Raw genomic sequence first — 18,005 nt, 5'->3', positions numbered from 1 at the left:
TGTCGAGATCCCGGAGAGCCAGCCCTTCATCGCGGAGGGCTTCCATCGCCGGCTCTATCGGTTCAGCCCCGAGGACTACAAGGAGGTCGGCCTCATCTGGAACGGCACCACGCTCGACGGCAAGGAGCCGCTCGAGGTGATCGACGGCCCGCCGCAGGGCGGTCCGCAATACGAGATCGAGGGCGTCGCGGAGGCGTTCATCCCCGACTACCACCCGCAGGAGATCCTCGAGATCGCGCAGAAGCTCTACGCCAAGGCCACCGCCTGACCGGGAACCTGGGATCGTCCGTTCCGGAGTTGCCGTTGCGGTCGGCTTGGCTGATCGCAACGGCTCGCGTGGATCTGCCGCTGGAATGCCCCGGGGGCCACGATCCGGTTCCCGAGAGAATTTGAAAGGAGCTATCTGTGAAGGAAGCCAGTCACACGCAAGGGATCGAATCCATCTTCGTGATCGTCTTTGCCCTGCTCGGCGGGGCCATGGGCTGGACGGTGGGCTATGGCCTCGGGGATGTGGTTTCCCACCCGCGCCTTCTGGCGATTCTTGCCGCCGTTTCCGCCGTCGCCATCGTCGGGATTGCCTGCGGGTTCCTCGGACGATCACTCCCCGGGTTGTTTCCCATCGGATCCGGCGGGACGGTTCCCCGCGCGGTGTGGATCGGCGGCGGCCTGTCCGTGCTTCTGGGCGCCTTGGCGGGTCATGACCTGAGCCATCTGGTCGGCCTGCCGGTCGGGTGGGCGATCGGCCTCGTGTCGGGAACGCTCGCGACCCTCGGCATGGCCGTGCTCATGGTCCTCTACCAGCATGGGCGCTTCGGCAAAGAAAGCGGCGCGTTCTGAATGGAATTCAACCCTGCTTCATTGTAAATTTGAAGTATTACATTCTACGTTACTCGCATTTAATGTAATTAAACATTGAAACACTATCGATCGATGCCCATTTCATTGTTATGGCTTGCTACCGCAGGCCTGAATTCACCAAAGAAAGGAGAAATGCAGAGATGAAGCGGATTTCCATGCTCGCCGGTGCCGGTCTCCTAGCCCTTGCTTCCATCGCTCCCGCCGGAGCGCAACCGAACCCGATTCAGGGCACACCGGGCTCCCTGTTTCCCCATGCCGCTCCCCACGAGGTCCAGTTCATAGACGGCGTGCCCTGCCGGACCGTGTACGATAGTTCGACCAAGCTCCGCGTGCCGGTCGCCTGCGCGAACACGGGCATCACCGGCAGCATTGGCGGAACCGTCAGGTAACGGGTCGGGAAGGCGGAACTCGCGCTCCGGAGACCGAGAGCGCGGGCTCCGCCTTCCCTGAACCGTTGCACTTCGTGCTCCCGGCGGCGCTCAGAATTGAATTCCGCCGTACGACGGAACCCAACCACGGAGCCCATGCATGATGCTCGACTGGAATGACTACCGGAAGCAGGTTCTCGCCAGGATCGGCGAGGTGGGAAAGCTCAGTCCCGACACGCTTCGTGGCTATCAGGAATTGAGTAATGCAGGCGCGAAGACCGGTGCCCTTGATGCCAAGACGCGTGAGCTGATCGCGCTGGCTGTCGCCGTGACGCGGCAGTGCGATAGCTGCATCACCGTGCACACCGATGCTGCCGTGCGGCACGGCGCGGGCCACGAGGAAATCGCCGAAGCACTTGGCGTCGCCGTTGCCGTCAATGCAGGAGCGGCGCTGGTCTATTCGGCGCGAGTCCTGGACGCCTACACGAGCAGAACGGCAGGCCGTCGAAGGCCTGCCTTGGTCTACCACATGACGTCTGTGCTTCTGGCCGATGGGTTCGTCCGACTGGGAGCGGGAACACGACTGGGTAATCAAGAGGAGCAGCCTGTCGGCACTTGCGCCGCACTGCCACTGGGCCAACGAGGGCACCCAAGGTTCCCGGCCGTGAGACACCACGGAAGGCTCACATCACGGTGCATCCGTTCCTGACCTACATCCACTGGACCCGGGCTTGGCCGGCCTGGAGACACTCAGCGAAGGGGTAGTCCGGCAATTCATTCCAGGCACTATGGTCCCGTGCAGCGCCATTCGCCGATCCCTGAGCTTCGTGCAATCGATCACAACGGGAGACTTCCATGAGCGGGTTCATCGGCATCGTGTTTCACGACGAGGGGGCGGCGAGCCAAGCATCGGGTGTGCTCGAGGAACTCCAGACGGAAGGGAGCCTCAAGCTGGCCGGCACGGCGATCGTGCAAAAGGATGCCAAGGGAACGCTCGTCGCCAAGCAGGTGATCGAAGGAGGGCCGCTCGGCACGCTGGTCGGCGTGCTGATCGGCGGGCTCGCCGGCCTCATGGGCGGACCGGCGGGGACTGCCATCGGAGCCGCCGGCGGGGCGCTGGTCGGGCGAGCGGCCGATCACATCAATCTGGGCGAGCGGGTGAAGTTTGCCGAACGGATCTCGCGTGCGATGACACCCGGCAGCAGCGCCGTCCTGGCCGAAGTCACGGAATACTCCGAAAGCTCTCTCGACACGCGGATGAAGGCCCTCGGCGGGGTCGTCGTGCGCGAGTAGCGGCTGTCCAATCGCTCCGAACCGATACGCCTCGCGTCCGTGGCATGCAGCGTCGGCACGGCAGTGCCGGCGATCCAGCAACCCGCACGGGTAATCGGACCGCGGTCCGGCTGCGGATCACAGAGGCCCATCGGGATCCGCAACACAGCGTGTCCTGACTCTCTCCGGAGCCTCTCCCATGGACTCGTTCCTGCCCTCGGAAACCGTTCTGTTCATCATCTACCTGGTCGCGATCACCGCCGAGGCGATGTCCGGCGCGCTCGCGGCCGGGCGGCGCAACATGGACATCTTCGGTGTCGCCGTCATCGCCTTCGTCACGGCGCTGGGCGGCGGCACCATCCGGGACCTGACCCTCGGCCGCTTTCCCATCGGCTGGACCCAGCACCCGGAATACGTCTACCTGGTGATCTCCGCCGGGCTGCTGACCCCGGTGATCGCGTCCTTCATGCACAATCTGAAGCGCGTCTTCCTGGTGCTCGATGCCATGGGCCTGATCGCGTTCTCGCTGATTGGTTGCAGCCTCGCGCTGACGATGGACTACCCCACCATCGTCGTCATCATGGCCGGCATGATCACCGGCATCTGCGGCGGCATCCTGCGTGACGTGTTGTGCACCCAGGTGCCGGTGGTGTTCCAGCGCGAACTCTACGCGAGCGTCTCGCTCGCCGTCTGCGCGTTCTTCCTCGGCCTGGATGCGCTCGGCGTCGGCGTCGACGTCAATACCGCAATCAGCTTCACCGGCGGCCTGACACTGCGCCTGCTGGCCCTCTGGCGCGGCTGGCGGCTGCCGATCTTCTCCTACCAGGACCGCTGGGAATAGGAGCAGCGCGCGGTGCCACTCCTAGCCGCGAGCGCGGTGGCACCATGTCCGGGCCGTTTAGACAGCGCAGGGCAGCAAGCGGTCTGCTGGGGCGCGATGGTGACGTTCTCCGGCTTCGTCCTTTACGGCGTCGTGACCTCGCACCAGTATGATCTGGCACACGCGCCAAGCCCACCGGCCGGCGCGCTGAGAGCCGGGGCTGGGAGAGATCACCGCCTGGAAGAGAGGCGCAGAGTGCAATCGACGGCAGAGCAACGCGCGCTGAAGCTGTCCATCGCGGTGACCCTGCTGTCCGGTGCGGTGGGCATCCTGGGCGGCCTGATGACCGGCTCGCGTGCCATCATGTTCGACGGCATGTACAGCTTCGTCGACGTGCTCCTGACCTTCGCCTCCCTCGCCGTGTCGAAGCTGCTCATGCAGGAAACGAGCCGCCGCTTCCAATACGGCTACTGGCATTTCGAGCCGCTGGTGGCCGCCGGCGAAAGCGCGCTCCTGGTCACCGCCTGCGTCTATGCGGTCATCAACGGAGTGCAGGGATTGATGAGCGACGGACATCAGGTGGCATACGGGCACGGCCTGCTCTGGGCTGGCCTCATGTGCGTCACGGGCTTCGCCATGGCGGCATACATGAACCGACTGGCGCGCCTCCAGAATTCGATCCTTCTGGGCGTCGACGCGCGCGCCTGGCTCCTGAGCGGCTTCCTGAGCCTCGCCTTGCTGCTAGGCTACGCCATCGCGGTGGCCCTCACGGGATCGGCCCATGACGAGTGGGTTCCGTACGTCGACCCGGCGGTGCTGCTCTGCATCGCGCTCGCGCTGCTGCCGGTTCCGCTGAGGACCCTGCGGGCCGCCTTCCGGGACGTGCTCGAGGTCGCTCCGGAGGAACTCGACCGGCAGGTCAGGTCGGTCATGGACGCCCTGGTCACCGAGCGCGGCTTCCTGGGCTACTCGAGCCATGTCGCCCGGATCGGCCGCGGGCGCTTCGTCGAGATCCACATCCTTGTCGCCCCCGACTATCGCGTGGAGACCGTCGGGGCGGTCGACGACATCCGTCGGGAGGTGGCGGCCCGCCTGGATGCCGCGTGGCCGCAGGTCTGGCTGACCGTCGATGTGACCGCAGATCCGTCGTACATGTGAGCCGACGCGGAGGCTTCACCACGTCAGGCGCGCATGGCTGGGCAACCTGCAAGGCTGAGGACTCGCGAGGATAGTCGACACTCGCATCGCCTCGAACCAAGCGAGGTTCGGCTCGTCGGACACTGTCCGTCAAATCAAGTCTAGGATTCTACAGTTCAACTTCTCATCTCTCGTGCGGTGCATCGCTCTGCGATGAGGAGCCCCAGCCGTCGCTTCCGACGAGATTGCTGCCGGGGTCGCCGACGCGAACGGATGACGTGGCGTAGGCCTCGTAAGCGGGCTGCTGCATCGAACTCAGCACGCTTGCCGCAGCAATGGCCAGGACGATGGCGGTCAGTATGGACAGGATCAGGATTCTCACCCGGGTATCCTCATTGTTGATGTGCGGCCCGCGCGGCAGTCGCGACAGGTCTTCTTCGCGACACATACGGCGAAAGCCGTGGCGGCGATTTCATGGATTGCGGGAAGCGTGCCGTCGGCGACGAACTTCGACCCGAGCACGCCGAGGGCCAGGCACAGGCCGGCGAACATCGCGGCAGCCAACGGAGCCGCGCGCTAGCGCGTCGTCGTACTCCTGTTGCTTGATATTGCTTGAGCCCCGTTCGAGCCCGCTTCCTAGCTCCACCAGAGGGCCGCGACCACGCCGGCCGCAAGGACGATCCTGAACGTCGAGCGCAGGGCTTGCGCCCGGAGCTCGGCGATCTCTTCGGGCGTCAGATCGTTCAGGCCATCGTTTCCGATGTTGTTCCAGTGCCCATGAGGGTTCAGCGTCGTCATTCATTCTCCTTTCCTGAATTCGTGTTCACCTATCCTGAAGCCGTCGCGGCCTAAGATTCAGGAATCCCGTGCGACGCCATGCGCTGCGGTTGGCGGGGCACCCGCAAGACCGTCAGGGTCTTCGACTCTCCCGCAGCGGCGCGCCAGCGGATCGACTGGCTCTCAGACAGGCCGATCCCGTAAGCCGCGCCGTGTGCATTGCCGGCTTCGTTGCCTCCGTCCGCCGGTCGGCATTCAGGAACTGATCGTCACCGAAACCGGGTCACTGGCCGGGAACGTTTCCTCCAGCGCCGAATCGAGCCTCCGGTCCAGTTCCGCCTGCGTGTTCCAGTCCGAACTCGGCGCCTGCTCATGTACCGCAGGAGCCGCCAGCTCACTCGTGATTGCCTGAAACTGCGCATTGCTCACTGAGCATTCGAAATGGTTCATCACCTTTCCTTCCTTTCTGTCATGTCGGCTTTGCACCTGCTTCGATGGGATTCCTCCTTGGTGTCGCGAAGCAAACTGCTCCTCCCGTACCCGGTGAGGCGGCACGGGACATGGAGGAAGTCGGTGGGGTTACTCTTCCCGCTGGCCCGTGAGGTTGAGGAGGAGCTGGAAGAGATTGACGAAGTTCAGGTAGAGCGAGAGCGCACCGAACACGGCGAGCTTGGTGTTGGTCTCGTGGCCGAAGCTCTCGGCATATTGCTCCTTGATGCTTTGCGTGTCATAGGCAGTCAGCCCCGTGAACACGAGCACGCCGATGATCGAAATCGCGAACTGGAGCGCCGTCGAGCCGATGAAGAGATTGACGAGCGACGCGATCACGACGCCGATCAGGCCCATGAACAGGAACGAGCCGAACTGCGAGAGATCGCGCTTCGTGGTGTAGCCCCACAGGCTCGTCGCGCCGAACATCGCGGCCGTGATGAAGAAAGTGCGCGCGATGCTCGTTCCCGTGAAGACGAGGAATACGGAGGCGAGCGACAGGCCCATCACCGCGCAATAGGTCCAGAACAGGATCTGCGCGGTTGCCGCCGAGATCGCGCGGATACGGAACGAGAGGACGAACACGAAGGCGAGCGGCGCCAGCATCACGACCCACTTCAGCGGGGTCTGAAAGATCGGTTCGGAGAGCGCCGGGATCGCGGCCACGAAGTAGGCGACCAGCCCAGTGACGGTCAGGCCGAGGCCCATGAAGTTGTAGACGCGCAGCATATGCTGCCGCAGGCCCTCGTCGAAAAGGGCTGTTTCGGCGCGTGTGGCGCCGGTCTGCCATGTATGGGATGCATTCATCACATCTTCCTCTGGTGGTGGGTTAATGGGCTCCGGTAGGGGCAAGTGGCACCTGTCGGACAGCCGACTTCTCGTGCGCGCGGATCACGATCTTGATCAGTTCGCGCAGCCACAGCACCGAATTCGCCACGGCCGCACACACGAGCCAATCGCCCGCACTCAGACTCACCGTCGAGAACGCCTCCTGGAGAAAGGGGACTCGGGGCGCATGCGGACCTCCTTGCGCGTGCGGCGGGAAATATTCAACATGCGTTGATTTAATGGCGCCGCGCCGTCAATCAAGGGCGGCGGGCTGGCTGCCCAGCACATTGGCGGTCACGGCCGCTTGCAGCGCGGCCCGGAGGGCATCCCGGCTGGCGGCCGTCTCGGTGAAGCGCGCCATCAGGGGCTGGATCGCGATCGTCATCGAGACGGAGGTCACGAACAGGAAGAAGAACAGCTCCGGATCCTGCTCCCGGATGACCCCGGCCGAGATCGCCTCCCGGATGATCGGCAGCATGAGGTCGTGGTGCGGCCTGACGAGGTGCTCGTAGACGTAATCGCTGCGCTCGGTCGCGGGCAGCACCTCCTGGGCGACGAACATGGCGAGTTCCGGCATGGCGCTGTTGAGCTCGATGTGCCGGCAGAGCGCGGAGCGGACGCGCTCGCGCAGGTCCGTCCAGTTCCCGGCCGCAGCAGTGTCCCGGGTCGCGGCCAGGACCCGTTCGGCCAGATGGTCGACGGTCGCCTTCCACAGGTCGAGCTTCGACCCGAAGTGATGCGCGACCAGCGCCACGTCGACGCCCGCGTCATCCGCGATCTGGCGCAGGTTCGTGCCCTCGTATCCGGCTCGAGCGAAGGCCGACAGTGCGGCAAGAAGGATGTCGTCGCGCTTGGGGGCTTCAGTCCGTGCCGGCCGGCCGCGCCCTCTTCGTGTCGTCGTCATCCTGGTGTCCTCTCACGGGATCTGAATTCGGTGCCGTCGCCGGTATCGGGAGCCCGGCTGATCCCGGGTCCTATCCGGGAAGCGACGCTCCGGTCGCCCTTGACGCGTCCGCATTAAATCAACATATGATGAATATGTCGATCGACAAGATTGGTCATCACCAAGGTTGGCCCTTGAGGCCGCGCGGCCAACGGCCATCCGGCCGGGCCGAAGGCGTGATCGGCATGGCCCGGGAGCCAAGCGCCTGCCGGGATTCCCGGGTTCGCATTCGAGTCCCGGCGCGCCCGTGCCGCGCCGGGGCATCACGATCTCCTGGGTGGAGATCGTCACATTTCACACGAGGTCACTGATGAAAACCGTTGCCGTGCTCGTCGGCTCCCTGCGCCGCGAGTCCCTCAACCGCAAGTTCGCCGAGAGCCTCGCCAGACTGGCGCGCGGGCGGCTGACCTTCCGGTTCGTCGAGATCGGCGACCTGCCGCTCTACAACGAGGATCTCTGGGCCAGCCCTCCCGAAGCCGTCCTGCGCCTGAAACGGGACATCGAGGCCGCGGATGCGGTTCTCTTCGTCACGCCCGAATACAACCGCTCCTTCTCGCCGGCGCTCAAGAACGCCATCGACTGGGCCAGCCGCCCCTGGGGACAGAACTCCTGGGCCGGCAAGCCCGCCGCCCTCATCGGCACGAGCCCGGGCGCGACCGGGGGATCGGCGGGCCAGAATGCCCTGAAGGGTGTCCTGAGCGTCGTCGACACCATCCTGATGGGCCAGCCGGAGGTCTACTTCACCTACAAGCCGGACGTGTTCGACGCACAGAACAACATCGTCGATCTCTCGACCAAGGCGTTCCTCAGCGGCTGGATCGACCGCTTCGCCGCGTGGATCGCCCGGATGGCACCGTCCCGCACCAGCGCGCAGGACGAGGCGGCCTGAGGAAGCATCTCGCCGACCCGGTTCGGTTCTCCGGTCCGGGAGGCGCCTCCCGCGAAGCGCCTTCGATCGGCGCATGCCGCCGATCCACGCGCTTCGTGCCACCAACCCAATGACCAACCCAATGGGAGACTTCCATGAGCAGGTTCATCGGCATCGTGTTTCATGACGAGGGAGCGGCGAGCGAGGCATCCCGTTTGCTCAAGGAACTGGAGGCCCAAGGCAGTCTCGCGCTGTCCGGCACGGCGATCGTGCAAAAGGATGGCGAGGGATCGATTTTCGTGAGGCGGCCGACCGATGAAGGGCCGCTCGGAACGCTGGTGGGTGCCTTGATCGGTGGGCTCGCCGGCCTGCTGGGCGGACCGGCCGGGGCTGCCATCGGAGCCGCCAGTGGGGCGCTGGTCGGGTGGGCGGCCGATCACATCAATGTCGAGGAGCGGGTTACGTTCGCTGAAAGGATCTCGCGCGCGATGCAGCCGGGCAGCACCGCCGTCCTGGCCGAGGTCACCGAACACTCCGAGACCTCGCTCGAGACGCGAATGAGGGCCCTCGGCGGGGTCGTCGTGCGCGAGCAGCGGATCGTCCCGAGCGATCCGGCTCGACGCACCTTGCATCCGTGGAACACCTTGCATCCGTGGAACCGAGCATCGGCATGATCACCCCGACGTCCCACGGGCATGCGAGGGTCGCTCGCTGCCATCCGATACCCACCGGCCCTGGAGCCCGTCGGTCGCAGCCGATTCGGATGGACTCGGCTGTGATGGATGGAGACGAGGAGCAGCTCAATCGCCACGTCCGGCAATTGGAACGGGAGCTCCCGCCAGCGGTCGGCCAGTTCATGCGCTGGCTCCGCGAACCATCGGCTCGCTGGGTCCGCGTCCCGCTGGGGATCTTCCTCATCCTGGCGGGCATTTTCAGCTTTCTTCCCGTTCTCGGCCTCTGGATGCTGCCCCTCGGCCTTTTGCTGCTCGCCCAGGACGTTCCTGTCCTGCGGCGGCCCACGGGCCGGGCGCTGGTCTGGCTCGAGCGCCGATGGCTCAAGGGGCAGAACAGGCGCCGAGGTGACCAGCGCTGACGGGACCCATGCAGCGGGTCGTAACCAGACCTGTTCCCGATCTCCGAATGCGCGAAAGCGCCACCCCGTTGACGGCCGCGCCATTGCTTCCGGCTCGACCGCCACCGACAATCGGCTGCCCCAACATGAGCCGCGGTGCGCTCTTGCTCAGGAGCGACAATGGCCCGCAGCGGAGGACGTCATGGCAGTTCACGACATCATCATCCCGCTCGATCCGGATCCAAGCCGCGAAGCCGGATCGGTCGCGGTCTATGCGCTCTCCGTCGCCGAACGGCTGGGGGCCCGGCTCACCACCCTCGCTCCGAGCTTCTCGTATCTCCTCAGTTCCGTCGCCGGGATTCAGCCGCCTCCTCAGATCCTGGAGGACATGATCCGGGCCTCCGAGGATGCCGCTCGCGATGCCCTCGCGGCCTTTGCAGTGCGCGCCGGATCCGCCGGTATCGAGGTCGGCCAGGAGATCGTCCCGACGGGGCCCGCCGGCTTCGCGGATCACTTCGCCCGCCGTGCCAGGACCTGCGATCTCGCCATCCTGCCCCAATCCATCGATGAAGGCAGCTCCTGGAGGAGCATGCTCATCGAGGCCGTCCTGTTCGACTCCGGGCGGCCGGTCATCGTCGTTCCCTACATCCAGACAGGACCGGCCCGGTTCGACCGGATCCTGGTGGCCTGGGATGGAAGCAAGGAGGCGGCCCGCGCAATCCATGACGCTCTTCCGCTGCTGGGTTCGGCTAGGAGCGTCGAGGTCCTGATGGTGCAGGCCGACGGGCGCGAGCCCGGCAGTGGAGCCGATCCGGAGGCGCTCGCCGCGCATCTCAAGCGTCACGGCCTCCCGGCGACGGGAAGGAGCAGCATGGCGAACGGGATCGAAGTTGCCGACGCCTTGCTGTCCCATGCCGCCGATTCAGGCAGCGACCTGATCGTCATGGGAGGCTATGCGCATTCGCGCCTGCGCCATCTCGTCTTCGGCGGCGCAACCAGCGGCATCCTGAAAACGATGACCACTCCTGTGCTGATGGCCCATTAGCTAGTACCAGAGTCCTGTTGCCCGCCAGCGCGGAGTGCTGGGCACGTTGCGGAACCGCTCGGGAAGAGCCGTCGGCGCCGGACCCCCGAAGCGCGGCGGTGCTTCCGCCTCGAGAGCCAGCAGCCGCGCGATCCGGTCCCGGGTAGGCGGGTGGGTGCGCAGGAGCGAGGGCTGGGGAACCCGGCGGCCGGGAAGGAGAAGGGTTTCGAACAGCCCGCCCTGATACCGCTCCAGCTTCTCCAGGGCGGATGCCAGCCCGCGCGGATCGCCCGTCAGGCCGGCGGCATCAAGATCGGCGTCGTATTCACGGGTGCGCGACAGCGCGAGCTGGAGCAGGCTGGCAATGGTGGGGGACAACACGAGCAGCGCGATCGAGAGCCAGGGAACCGCGTTGCCCTCGGTGAGCAGGACGGGCAGGCTCGCGATGAGCAACACCATGCCGGCTAGCCACATCGCCGAGGTGAGCCGGCTGATCACATCCGCAAGCGTCATGATCCCGAGATCGTTGTTGCGGATGTGGCTGATCTCGTGGGCGAGCACGCCCGCGAGCTCGCGCAGCGTCAGGATGCGCAGCAATCCCTCGGTGACGGCGAGGGCGGCGTCATCGCGCCGTCCGACCGCGAAGGCATTGAGGATGCGGGTCGGCACGTAGTGGAGGCGTGGCGGATGCGGCAGGCCGGCGCGCCCGGAAATCCGCTCGACGAGCTGGAACAGGGCCGGCATTTCGGACGGGTGGACCGGGACCGCCCCGTACATGCGCAGGGTGAGCCACGGCGAGACCTGCGGGCCGAACAGCAGGCTGAGCGCGCCGGTCACGAACGCCCAGAAGACGCCGTCGGCGCCCGCGAGTGCCCACCCGCAGAGCGACAGCAGCACGGCCATGCCGGCGAGCAGCAGGATGGATTGCAGGCGGTTGCGCCACTTGTGGCGGATCCGCTCGCGTTCGTTCAGGGGGCTGATCATCATTCCACGCAGGCAAGGTGGATCCGGTTCGTCGTTGAATTCACGAGGACACCAGGGAAGAGGGCTGATCCCGTGAGACCGGGATCAGCCCTCGCCGATCGAAGTTGCATCCCGTCGGGAACGGGCCGCAACGATCGGTATCCCGGGCGGTCCGGCTCTCATCCGGCGACGGGCAATGCTCCCCGGGAGGCATCCCGTTCGACGATCACCTGTGGCTCGTCCGGCGGTTGCAATGCGTGCGGGCCGACGAGCTCCTTGAGCTCCGCCTCGTCGAGGGTCTCCTTCTCGAGCAGCCGCTTCGCCGTGCGCTCGAGAACGTCGCGCCGGTCCTCGAGGATTGCGAGCGTCCGGTCCATGGCCCTCTGCACGATGGCCCTGACCTCATCGTCGATCGCGGTCGCGGTCTCGTCCGAGTAGTTGTGCTCGCGGGGGCCGTTCATGAGCGGGTTGGGGCTCAGGAACGAACGCTGGTCCTTCTCGAGCGCCACGTTCCCGAGCCGCTCCGACATCCCGTAGCGGGTCACCATGGAGCGCGCGATGTCGGTGACCTTCGTGAGGTCATCCGCGGCGCCGGTCGAGAGATGGCCGAACACGATCAGCTCCGCGGCCCTGCCGCCGAGCAGCACCGCCATCTTGTTCTCGAGTTCCTCCCGGGTCATCAGGAAGCGATCCTCGGTCGGGCGCTGGATCGTATAGCCGAGGGCGCCGACACCGCGCGGGATGATCGACACCTTGTGCACCGCGTCCGAACCCGGCAGCGTCATGCCGACGAGGGCATGCCCCATCTCGTGATAGGCGACGACCTCGCGCTCCTTCGGGTTGAGCAGCCGGTTGCGCTTCTCGAGTCCCGCCACGATCCGCTCGATCGCATTGTTGAAATCCGCCATCGTGACGGCATCCGCCCCGCGACGGGTGGCGAGAAGGGCCGCCTCGTTGACGAGGTTCGCGAGGTCCGCGCCCGTGAAGCCGGGCGTCAGCGCCGCCACCTTCTCGGCATCGGCATCCGGGGCGAGCTTGATCCTGCGGGCATGGACTTTCAGGATCTGGATGCGGCCCTGCTTGTCGGGCCGGTCGACCAGCACCTGGCGGTCGAACCGGCCGGCGCGCAACAGAGCCGGATCGAGGATCTCGGGCCGGTTGGTGGCGGCGAGCAGCACGACCCCGACGCTGGAATCGAAGCCGTCCATCTCGACCAGGAGTTGATTGAGAGTCTGCTCCTTCTCGTCGTGACCGCCCGCATAGGGTCCCATGCCGCGGGCGCGGCCGAGCGCATCGAGCTCGTCGATGAAGATGATGGCCGGCGCCTTCTCGCGGGCCTGCTGGAACAGGTCACGCACCCGCGCTGCGCCGACGCCGACGAACATCTCCACGAATTCGGAGCCGGAAATCGAGAAGAACGGCACCTTGGCCTCGCCGGCGACGGCCTTCGCGATCAAGGTCTTGCCGGTGCCGGGCGGGCCGACCAGGAGCACGCCCTTCGGCATCCGTCCACCGAGCCGACCGTATTGCTCCGGGTTCTTGAGAAAGTCGACGACCTCGCGCAGCTCATCCTTGGCCTCGTCGACGCCGGCGACATCGTCGAACGTCACGCCGGTGTCGGCCTCGACATAGACCTTGGCCTTGCTCTTGCCGATCTGCATCAGCCCGCCGCCGAGGCCGCCCTGGGCCGCCATGCGGCGTGCGAGATAGGCCCAGATCCCGAAGAAGAGCAGGACCGGCAGCACCCAGGAGAGCAGGTCGCGGAAGAAGGTATTCTCGATCTGGCCCGTGTATGTGACATCGTACTTCTCCAGATCCTGGGCGAAGTCGGGATCGACGCGGGTGGTGGCGAAGCGGGTCTGGCCGCCCGGCAGGGGCTCCTTGAGGGTGCCCTGGATGAAGCGATCCGAGATCCCGATCTCCGCGACCGTGCCGTTGCGCAGCAGGTCCTGGAACTCACTGTAGGGGATCGTCGCGATCACCCGCGCCGAGCCGATGAAATACTGGAGGACCAGGATGCCGATCATCGCGGCAACCCAGTACCACGCGTTGAATCGCGTGTTCCTCGAGAGGTTGAAGGAATTCTTCCTTGCCATGGTTCAGTTGCTCCTCGGGATGGTTCTGCCGGGGTCCGGGATGCCGACCCGGTTGAGGGCCTTTGCGGATCAGGTTCGGCTCTTCATGTCCGGACATGCGACCCGCGGTGGGCCCCCGGCCGCACGTCGGGTTCCGGCGGCGTGGACCTACTGGGCCGCGGCGCTGCGCTGAGGCGCCGCCGTTCCCGAGAGAGCGGCCCGGAGGCGATCCTCCTGCTCGGGCGAGAGGGAGGTGCGCAGGATGCGCCCCTTGGTGCCCTTCAGCTCGGCGAGGACCTTCTCGGGCTGGGCCTTGCGGACGAGCACGAACAGCGCCGAGCCGTTCGGCGGCAGGGTTTCGCTCAAGGAGCGGATGAAGTCGTCGTCGATGCCGTAGTCGACGAGCGATCCCGAGAGCGCCCCGGTCCCGGCCCCGAGCAATCCGCCGACCGCGAAGCCGGCGAGCGGGTTCGAGAACAGGAGCCCGACGAGCGAGCCCCAGAGCGCACCCGAGAGCCCACCCGATGCCGCACCGACCCTGACGAGATTGAGGCACTGCTTCAACTGCACCTTGCCCTCGGGCGGGCGGATGGCGACGACCGCATCCTCGAGATCGACGGAATATCCCTTTTGCAGCCGTTGCAGCTCGGTGAGGACGCGATCCGCTTCCCCGGGACCGTCGAAGCCGACGGCGATCAGTTCTGCCATGGTGAGCCTCCGTGTGTTGGCGTGAGATCGAGCCACCCGAAGGCCCTGCCGTCGCGCGCCTCGAATTAACATACTGGACGTATGTTGGTTGGACACCATATACGTACGGGCTGTTTGCACTTAAAGGGCTCCGCCCCAAATAAGCGGGATCTCGGATCCTGCGGGCAGCGCCTGCCGGCGTCCTCGTTCCCACCCGCCGGAGCAAGATGCCGATGTCCCACTCCGCCGACCCCGACCCAGCTCCCGGGGCGGCGCCATACCTGCCATTGCGGACGGGGAACGGTTCCGGAGGCGGATCACGCCGCCCGGGTCACTGGCGGGAATGCAGTCGCGCTTGCGCAAAGTGCCTGGAAAGAGCCCCCGCCCATGAGCCGGATCGGCGCGATCCTCAGCGCCGGGCCGGCAATTGCGGCGCCATGGCCGACGCGTGCAGAAGGTGCGGAGAGTCCCGGACCAGCACAGATCCCGCCTGGACGCTCCGCCGTGCGGCGGACCTGGGCCGCTCCCGCCAAATCCCCCCTCCGTCGACGTCTTACTGCTGCGGCCCAGGCCCACGCAGGGGAGGGGTCTGCACGGCCGTCTCCCCGCCTTGCCGTTCGGAAGCGTCGAACGAAGCGCGCGGCCACAGGATCAGGCTGCCCAGCACTCCGGCGGTCAGCGAGGCGGCGAAGATCGCGATCTTGGAGGCCGCGAACTCCGCCCCCGTGAACGCCTGGCCGGCGATGAACAGGGACATCGTGAAGCCAATCCCTGCGAGAGCGCCTGCGCCGAACAACTGCCGCCAGGTATAGGCTTCCGACTTTGCCGCGAGTCGAAGGCGCACGGCGAGCCAGGCGAACAGCGTGATCCCGACCGGCTTGCCGATCACCAGCCCGAGGATGATCGCCAGCATCAGCCTTCCATGCCCTTCGAGAACCTCGGGGGCCCAGACCACGCCCGCATTGGCGAGCGCGAAGAGCGGCAGCACCGCATAGCTGGACCAGGGCTCGACCGAACGGAGAAGCTTGCTCGCGGGAGACTCGATCCTGTCATGGATCACGTCGAGCGCCTGCAAGGTGGGCTCGGACGGGCCGTGACGCATGACGGCCTCATTGGCGCGACGGGTCTCCGCGCGGATCACCGTTTCCGCCTGGGCCATCAGGGCGCGCAGGTTCGCCGGCGGGCGTGTCGGCGTGACCACCGCGAGGATCACCCCGGCCAGGGTGGCATGCAGGCCGGACTCGTGGACGCACGCCCAGAGGACGACGCCGAGCACCGCATAGGGCAAGGGGCGATAGACGCCCCACCGGTTGAGCCCCAGGAGCATTCCCGTCACGCCGACGGAAGCGGCCAGGTAGCCGATGTGAATCGCATCCGCATAGAACAGGGCCAGCACCGCAATGGCGGCCAGATCGTCCATGACCACGGCGGCCGTCAGGAACACGCGCAATTCCACCGGGACCCGATTCCCGAGGAAGGCGATCAGCGCGACGGCAAAGGCAGTATCGGTGGAGATGGTGGTCGCCCAGCCGGCGATCAGGGGACCCGGGGGGACAATCGCGAGATAGATCAGCGTGGGGACGATCATGCCTCCGACCGCAGCAATGACCGGGAAGGCGGCAGCCCGGCGGGTTGCGAGGCGACCGACCGTGAACTCGCGCTTGATCTCGAGGCCGACGACCAGGAAGAAGAGCGACAGCAAGCCATCGTTGATCCAGGCAACGAGCGGCAGGTTGAACGCGCTGTCGCCGAGCCGGACCCCGAATGGTGCCTGCCACCAGGACAGGAAGGCTGGGCCAACCGGGGAGTTGGCCAGCACGACGGCGAGCACCGACATGAGCAGGAGGAGCAGACCGGCGGATGGGCCCCACCGCACGAAGTCGAGGGTTGCGGTGTGGAGCCGATGGCCCAGCGAACCAAGCAACGCCTCGGCCAGCGAACTCGCGTCCCAGGGCCCCTCGTAGCGACGGCCGTTGATGAAGAACGTGGGTGCCACCAGGGCGCCGCTGCGGCGCGCACTCTCGACATCATCGCGCACCCTGCGCGCGGCGGCCCGGACTTCCGTCATATGGGCTTCATCGCGGGCCGGCAGATCGAACTCCGCCGCGATCCGCTCGAGGTCGCCCGGCGCGAAGGCCGGCCCGCGCGTCATCAGCGCCTCGTGGACAGGCCAGAACCGACCGGTGGTCGCGAAGGCATACTCGGCGAGTTCCGCGGCGGCCCTGGCGTCCTCGTGACCCTGCCTCGGGAAATGCCGGTAGACATACCGCAGGCGGTCGCCGAAGCGGTCGCGCAGGGAGGAGACGATCTCGTGTGTCGCACAGCATTCGCGCGAGGCGTAGCTGCCGTACTCGACCAGGGTCATGTCCGCCCCGGATCCGTCCAGGATGTGATCGCGTGCCGCGTCAACCGGCGGATCGAGTCTGTGGGGTCGCGAGCGAGCCATGATGGCCATCCTCGTCAGGCGATTGGGGAATTGTAGGCCGGATCAGCGCAGAACCACACTGGCTCTCATCCATGGGCCTCGATGGCTGGGCCGGGGCGGCATGCCGTCACCGATCGACCGTCACCGGAGCGTGATTGCTGCGCGCCCGCGCCGAGACGGGCGCGCAGCATTGGCGGCGTCCCGGTCAGAACGTGACGCCTGTTTCAGGATGTCCGCGCAGGCAAAGGACCATCAGCACGGCCACGCCGCGGGATCGCGGACAGGCGGAAGATCAGACCCCGCGACCGCCAGCCGATGGACCGTCGCCGGCGCGGTGCGCGGCCTGCTGGCTGATCTGCTGGTCCAGGATGGTGAACGGCCGCGCCTTCCGCTCCGGCGCCTCGACCCGGAGGGAGCGCCAGACGGCGGCGAGCACGAAGGCACCTGCCGCCGCCGCCATGTAGACGAAGACGCCACGCATGCCGGCTGCGCCCATGATGCTCGTCCCGATGATCGGGCCGAGGAAGGACGCCAGGCCGTAGACGAGGATGAGCTGACCGCTGACGGAGACGACCTGGTCCGGCGCGACGCGGTCATTCGCATGGGCGACGCAGACCGGATAGATGGTCGAGAGGAAACCGCCGAGGACGAAGGTGAAGCCGAACACCACGGACGTCTGCGGCAGGACGGCAAGGCAGAGGGCCGTTGCCGCCAGGCCGGTCGCGATGGCGCCGGCCACCAAGCGGCGGTCATACCGATCGGACAGCCTGCCGGCCGGGATCTGGAATGCGAGCCCGCCGAAGATGGCGGTCGCGACATAGGCGGAGATCGAGGCGGCGGGGATGCCTTGCGCCTGCGCGTAGGCCGGGACAAGGCTGTAGAAGGCACTGCCCGTCAGGCCCGACGCCGCGCAGCCCGCGAGGGCGACGGGCGCGATCCGGCGCAACTCCCGCAGGCGCAGGGGTGGGGTGTCAGGCAACTTGGGAGCCGTCGCGCGGGTGAGCGAGACGGGGATCAGCGCCAGGCAGAACAGGGCGGCCGCCAGCGAGAAGAGCTCATAGCCCCCGGGAGCGGGCAGATTGATCAGAAACTGCCCGAGGCCGAAGGCCGCGTTTGCGGCGACCATGTAGATCGCGAAGACGAAGCCCCGGTTCTGCGGGACCGTCGCGGCATTCAGCCAGCTCTCGGCGGTGATGAAGAGCCCGGCGCAGCCGAGGCCCGTCAGGAGCCGGATGCCGATCCATGCACCGGGCGACGTGAAGATGGGCTGTAGCGTAATCGCGGCCGCGACAAGGCCGGCCAGCGCGGCGAAGAGCCGGATGTGCCCGACCCGTTGCAGCACGCCGGCGATGGTCGCCGCGCCAAGGGTGTAGCCGCCGTAATAGCTCGCCAGGACCAG

General features: G+C 66.5%; 22 protein-coding genes and 1 pseudogene. 12 read left to right on the top strand and 11 right to left on the bottom strand.

All coding sequences use genetic code 11. From position 1 onward, the window contains the following. The 7 genes and pseudogenes from BN1233_RS18565 to BN1233_RS18535 form a co-directional block, all read left to right on the top strand. On the top strand, positions 1-268 hold a 268-nt coding region (locus BN1233_RS18565; protein WP_046865114.1), incomplete at its 5' end, for a manganese catalase family protein. A 137-nt stretch (positions 269-405) separates the two neighbouring features. After that, positions 406-837, top strand: coding sequence for a hypothetical protein (locus BN1233_RS18560; protein WP_046865113.1), 432 nt, complete (start codon positions 406-408; stop codon positions 835-837). A gap of 161 nt (positions 838-998) precedes the next feature. Then, positions 999-1,247 (top strand): hypothetical protein, encoded by a 249-nt coding sequence (locus tag BN1233_RS18555; RefSeq protein WP_046865112.1) that lies wholly within the window; start codon positions 999-1,001, stop codon positions 1,245-1,247. A gap of 142 nt (positions 1,248-1,389) precedes the next feature. Beyond that, positions 1,390-1,716, top strand: a pseudogene (locus BN1233_RS49765) (carboxymuconolactone decarboxylase family protein); the annotation flags it as partial. Positions 1,717-2,081: 365 nt separating this feature from the next. Continuing rightward, the gene (locus BN1233_RS18545; protein WP_046865111.1) at positions 2,082-2,519 is read left to right on the top strand and encodes a DUF1269 domain-containing protein; all 438 of its coding nucleotides are present in this window, start codon (positions 2,082-2,084) and stop codon (positions 2,517-2,519) included. A 178-nt stretch (positions 2,520-2,697) separates the two neighbouring features. Then, positions 2,698-3,339, top strand: a complete 642-nt coding sequence (locus BN1233_RS18540; protein ID WP_046865110.1) for a trimeric intracellular cation channel family protein — start codon at positions 2,698-2,700, stop codon at positions 3,337-3,339. 234 nt (positions 3,340-3,573) lie between these two features. After that, complete coding sequence (locus BN1233_RS18535; protein WP_046865438.1) at positions 3,574-4,476, top strand: cation diffusion facilitator family transporter; 903 nt, start codon at positions 3,574-3,576, stop codon at positions 4,474-4,476. Positions 4,477-4,639: 163 nt separating this feature from the next. On the opposite strand, the gene BN1233_RS18530 is transcribed toward BN1233_RS18535, so the two are convergent. The 6 genes from BN1233_RS18530 to BN1233_RS18510 all read right to left on the bottom strand — a co-directional run bounded on the left by BN1233_RS18530 (position 4,640) and on the right by BN1233_RS18510 (position 7,453). Next, positions 4,640-4,837, bottom strand: a complete 198-nt coding sequence (locus BN1233_RS18530) for a hypothetical protein (protein WP_046865109.1) — start codon at positions 4,835-4,837, stop codon at positions 4,640-4,642. Between the two features lie 254 nt (positions 4,838-5,091). Further along, positions 5,092-5,253 (bottom strand): hypothetical protein, encoded by a 162-nt coding sequence (locus BN1233_RS47075; protein ID WP_154678274.1) that lies wholly within the window; start codon positions 5,251-5,253, stop codon positions 5,092-5,094. Between the two features lie 234 nt (positions 5,254-5,487). Beyond that, positions 5,488-5,682 carry a hypothetical protein gene (locus tag BN1233_RS18520; RefSeq protein ID WP_046865107.1) on the bottom strand — a complete coding sequence of 65 codons (195 nt, stop codon included), beginning with the start codon at positions 5,680-5,682 and terminating at the stop codon, positions 5,488-5,490. A 129-nt stretch (positions 5,683-5,811) separates the two neighbouring features. Next, entirely contained in the window at positions 5,812-6,528 is a 717-nt protein-coding gene (locus tag BN1233_RS18515) for a Bax inhibitor-1/YccA family protein (protein WP_046865106.1), read from the bottom strand. A gap of 22 nt (positions 6,529-6,550) precedes the next feature. Beyond that, positions 6,551-6,697, bottom strand: a complete 147-nt coding sequence (locus BN1233_RS47070) for a hypothetical protein (protein WP_154678273.1) — start codon at positions 6,695-6,697, stop codon at positions 6,551-6,553. 105 nt (positions 6,698-6,802) lie between these two features. Beyond that, positions 6,803-7,453, bottom strand: coding sequence for a TetR/AcrR family transcriptional regulator (locus tag BN1233_RS18510; protein ID WP_046865105.1), 651 nt, complete (start codon positions 7,451-7,453; stop codon positions 6,803-6,805). A 349-nt stretch (positions 7,454-7,802) separates the two neighbouring features. Between BN1233_RS18510 and BN1233_RS18505 the strand changes: the two genes are divergently transcribed. The 4 genes from BN1233_RS18505 to BN1233_RS18490 all read left to right on the top strand — a co-directional run bounded on the left by BN1233_RS18505 (position 7,803) and on the right by BN1233_RS18490 (position 10,477). Next, the gene (locus BN1233_RS18505) at positions 7,803-8,381 is read left to right on the top strand and encodes an NADPH-dependent FMN reductase (protein ID WP_197094512.1); all 579 of its coding nucleotides are present in this window, start codon (positions 7,803-7,805) and stop codon (positions 8,379-8,381) included. Positions 8,382-8,515: 134 nt separating this feature from the next. Beyond that, positions 8,516-9,034, top strand: a complete 519-nt coding sequence (locus tag BN1233_RS18500; protein ID WP_048707478.1) for a DUF1269 domain-containing protein — start codon at positions 8,516-8,518, stop codon at positions 9,032-9,034. An 89-nt stretch (positions 9,035-9,123) separates the two neighbouring features. Next, positions 9,124-9,453, top strand: coding sequence for a hypothetical protein (locus tag BN1233_RS18495; protein ID WP_046865104.1), 330 nt, complete (start codon positions 9,124-9,126; stop codon positions 9,451-9,453). 181 nt (positions 9,454-9,634) lie between these two features. Further along, positions 9,635-10,477 carry a universal stress protein gene (locus BN1233_RS18490; protein WP_046865103.1) on the top strand — a complete coding sequence of 281 codons (843 nt, stop codon included), beginning with the start codon at positions 9,635-9,637 and terminating at the stop codon, positions 10,475-10,477. Here the strand turns inward: BN1233_RS18490 and BN1233_RS18485 are convergent, their stop codons facing one another. Next, on the bottom strand, positions 10,478-11,443 hold the full coding sequence (locus tag BN1233_RS18485; RefSeq protein ID WP_046865102.1) for a zinc metalloprotease HtpX: 966 nt from the start codon (positions 11,441-11,443) through the stop codon (positions 10,478-10,480). A 155-nt stretch (positions 11,444-11,598) separates the two neighbouring features. Further along, entirely contained in the window at positions 11,599-13,446 is a 1,848-nt protein-coding gene (gene ftsH / locus BN1233_RS18480; protein WP_244470630.1) for an ATP-dependent zinc metalloprotease FtsH, read from the bottom strand. Here ftsH and BN1233_RS48440 point away from each other — a divergent pair. Beyond that, positions 13,436-13,687 (top strand): hypothetical protein, encoded by a 252-nt coding sequence (locus BN1233_RS48440; RefSeq protein ID WP_187144330.1) that lies wholly within the window; start codon positions 13,436-13,438, stop codon positions 13,685-13,687. The genes ftsH and BN1233_RS48440 overlap by 11 nt on opposite strands. Here the strand turns inward: BN1233_RS48440 and BN1233_RS18475 are convergent. The 3 genes from BN1233_RS18475 to BN1233_RS48435 form a co-directional block, all read right to left on the bottom strand. After that, positions 13,663-14,202, bottom strand: a complete 540-nt coding sequence (locus tag BN1233_RS18475; protein ID WP_046865100.1) for a DUF1269 domain-containing protein — start codon at positions 14,200-14,202, stop codon at positions 13,663-13,665. The two genes, BN1233_RS48440 and BN1233_RS18475, sit on opposite strands and share 25 nt — an antisense overlap. Before the next feature lie 532 nt (positions 14,203-14,734). Then, positions 14,735-16,627: a Na+/H+ antiporter NhaA gene (nhaA, locus tag BN1233_RS18470; protein ID WP_063776608.1), complete on the bottom strand. Its 1,893-nt coding sequence runs from the start codon at positions 16,625-16,627 to the stop codon at positions 14,735-14,737. A 271-nt stretch (positions 16,628-16,898) separates the two neighbouring features. Beyond that, a partial coding sequence (locus BN1233_RS48435; protein WP_048707481.1) for an MFS transporter occupies positions 16,899-18,005 on the bottom strand: 1,107 nt, incomplete at its 5' end.

Origin of the sequence: Microvirga massiliensis (assembly GCF_001006805.1) — a bacterium.
Lineage (GTDB): Bacteria > Pseudomonadota > Alphaproteobacteria > Rhizobiales > Beijerinckiaceae > Microvirga > Microvirga massiliensis.
This window is presented reverse-complemented; position numbering and strand designations above follow the sequence as displayed.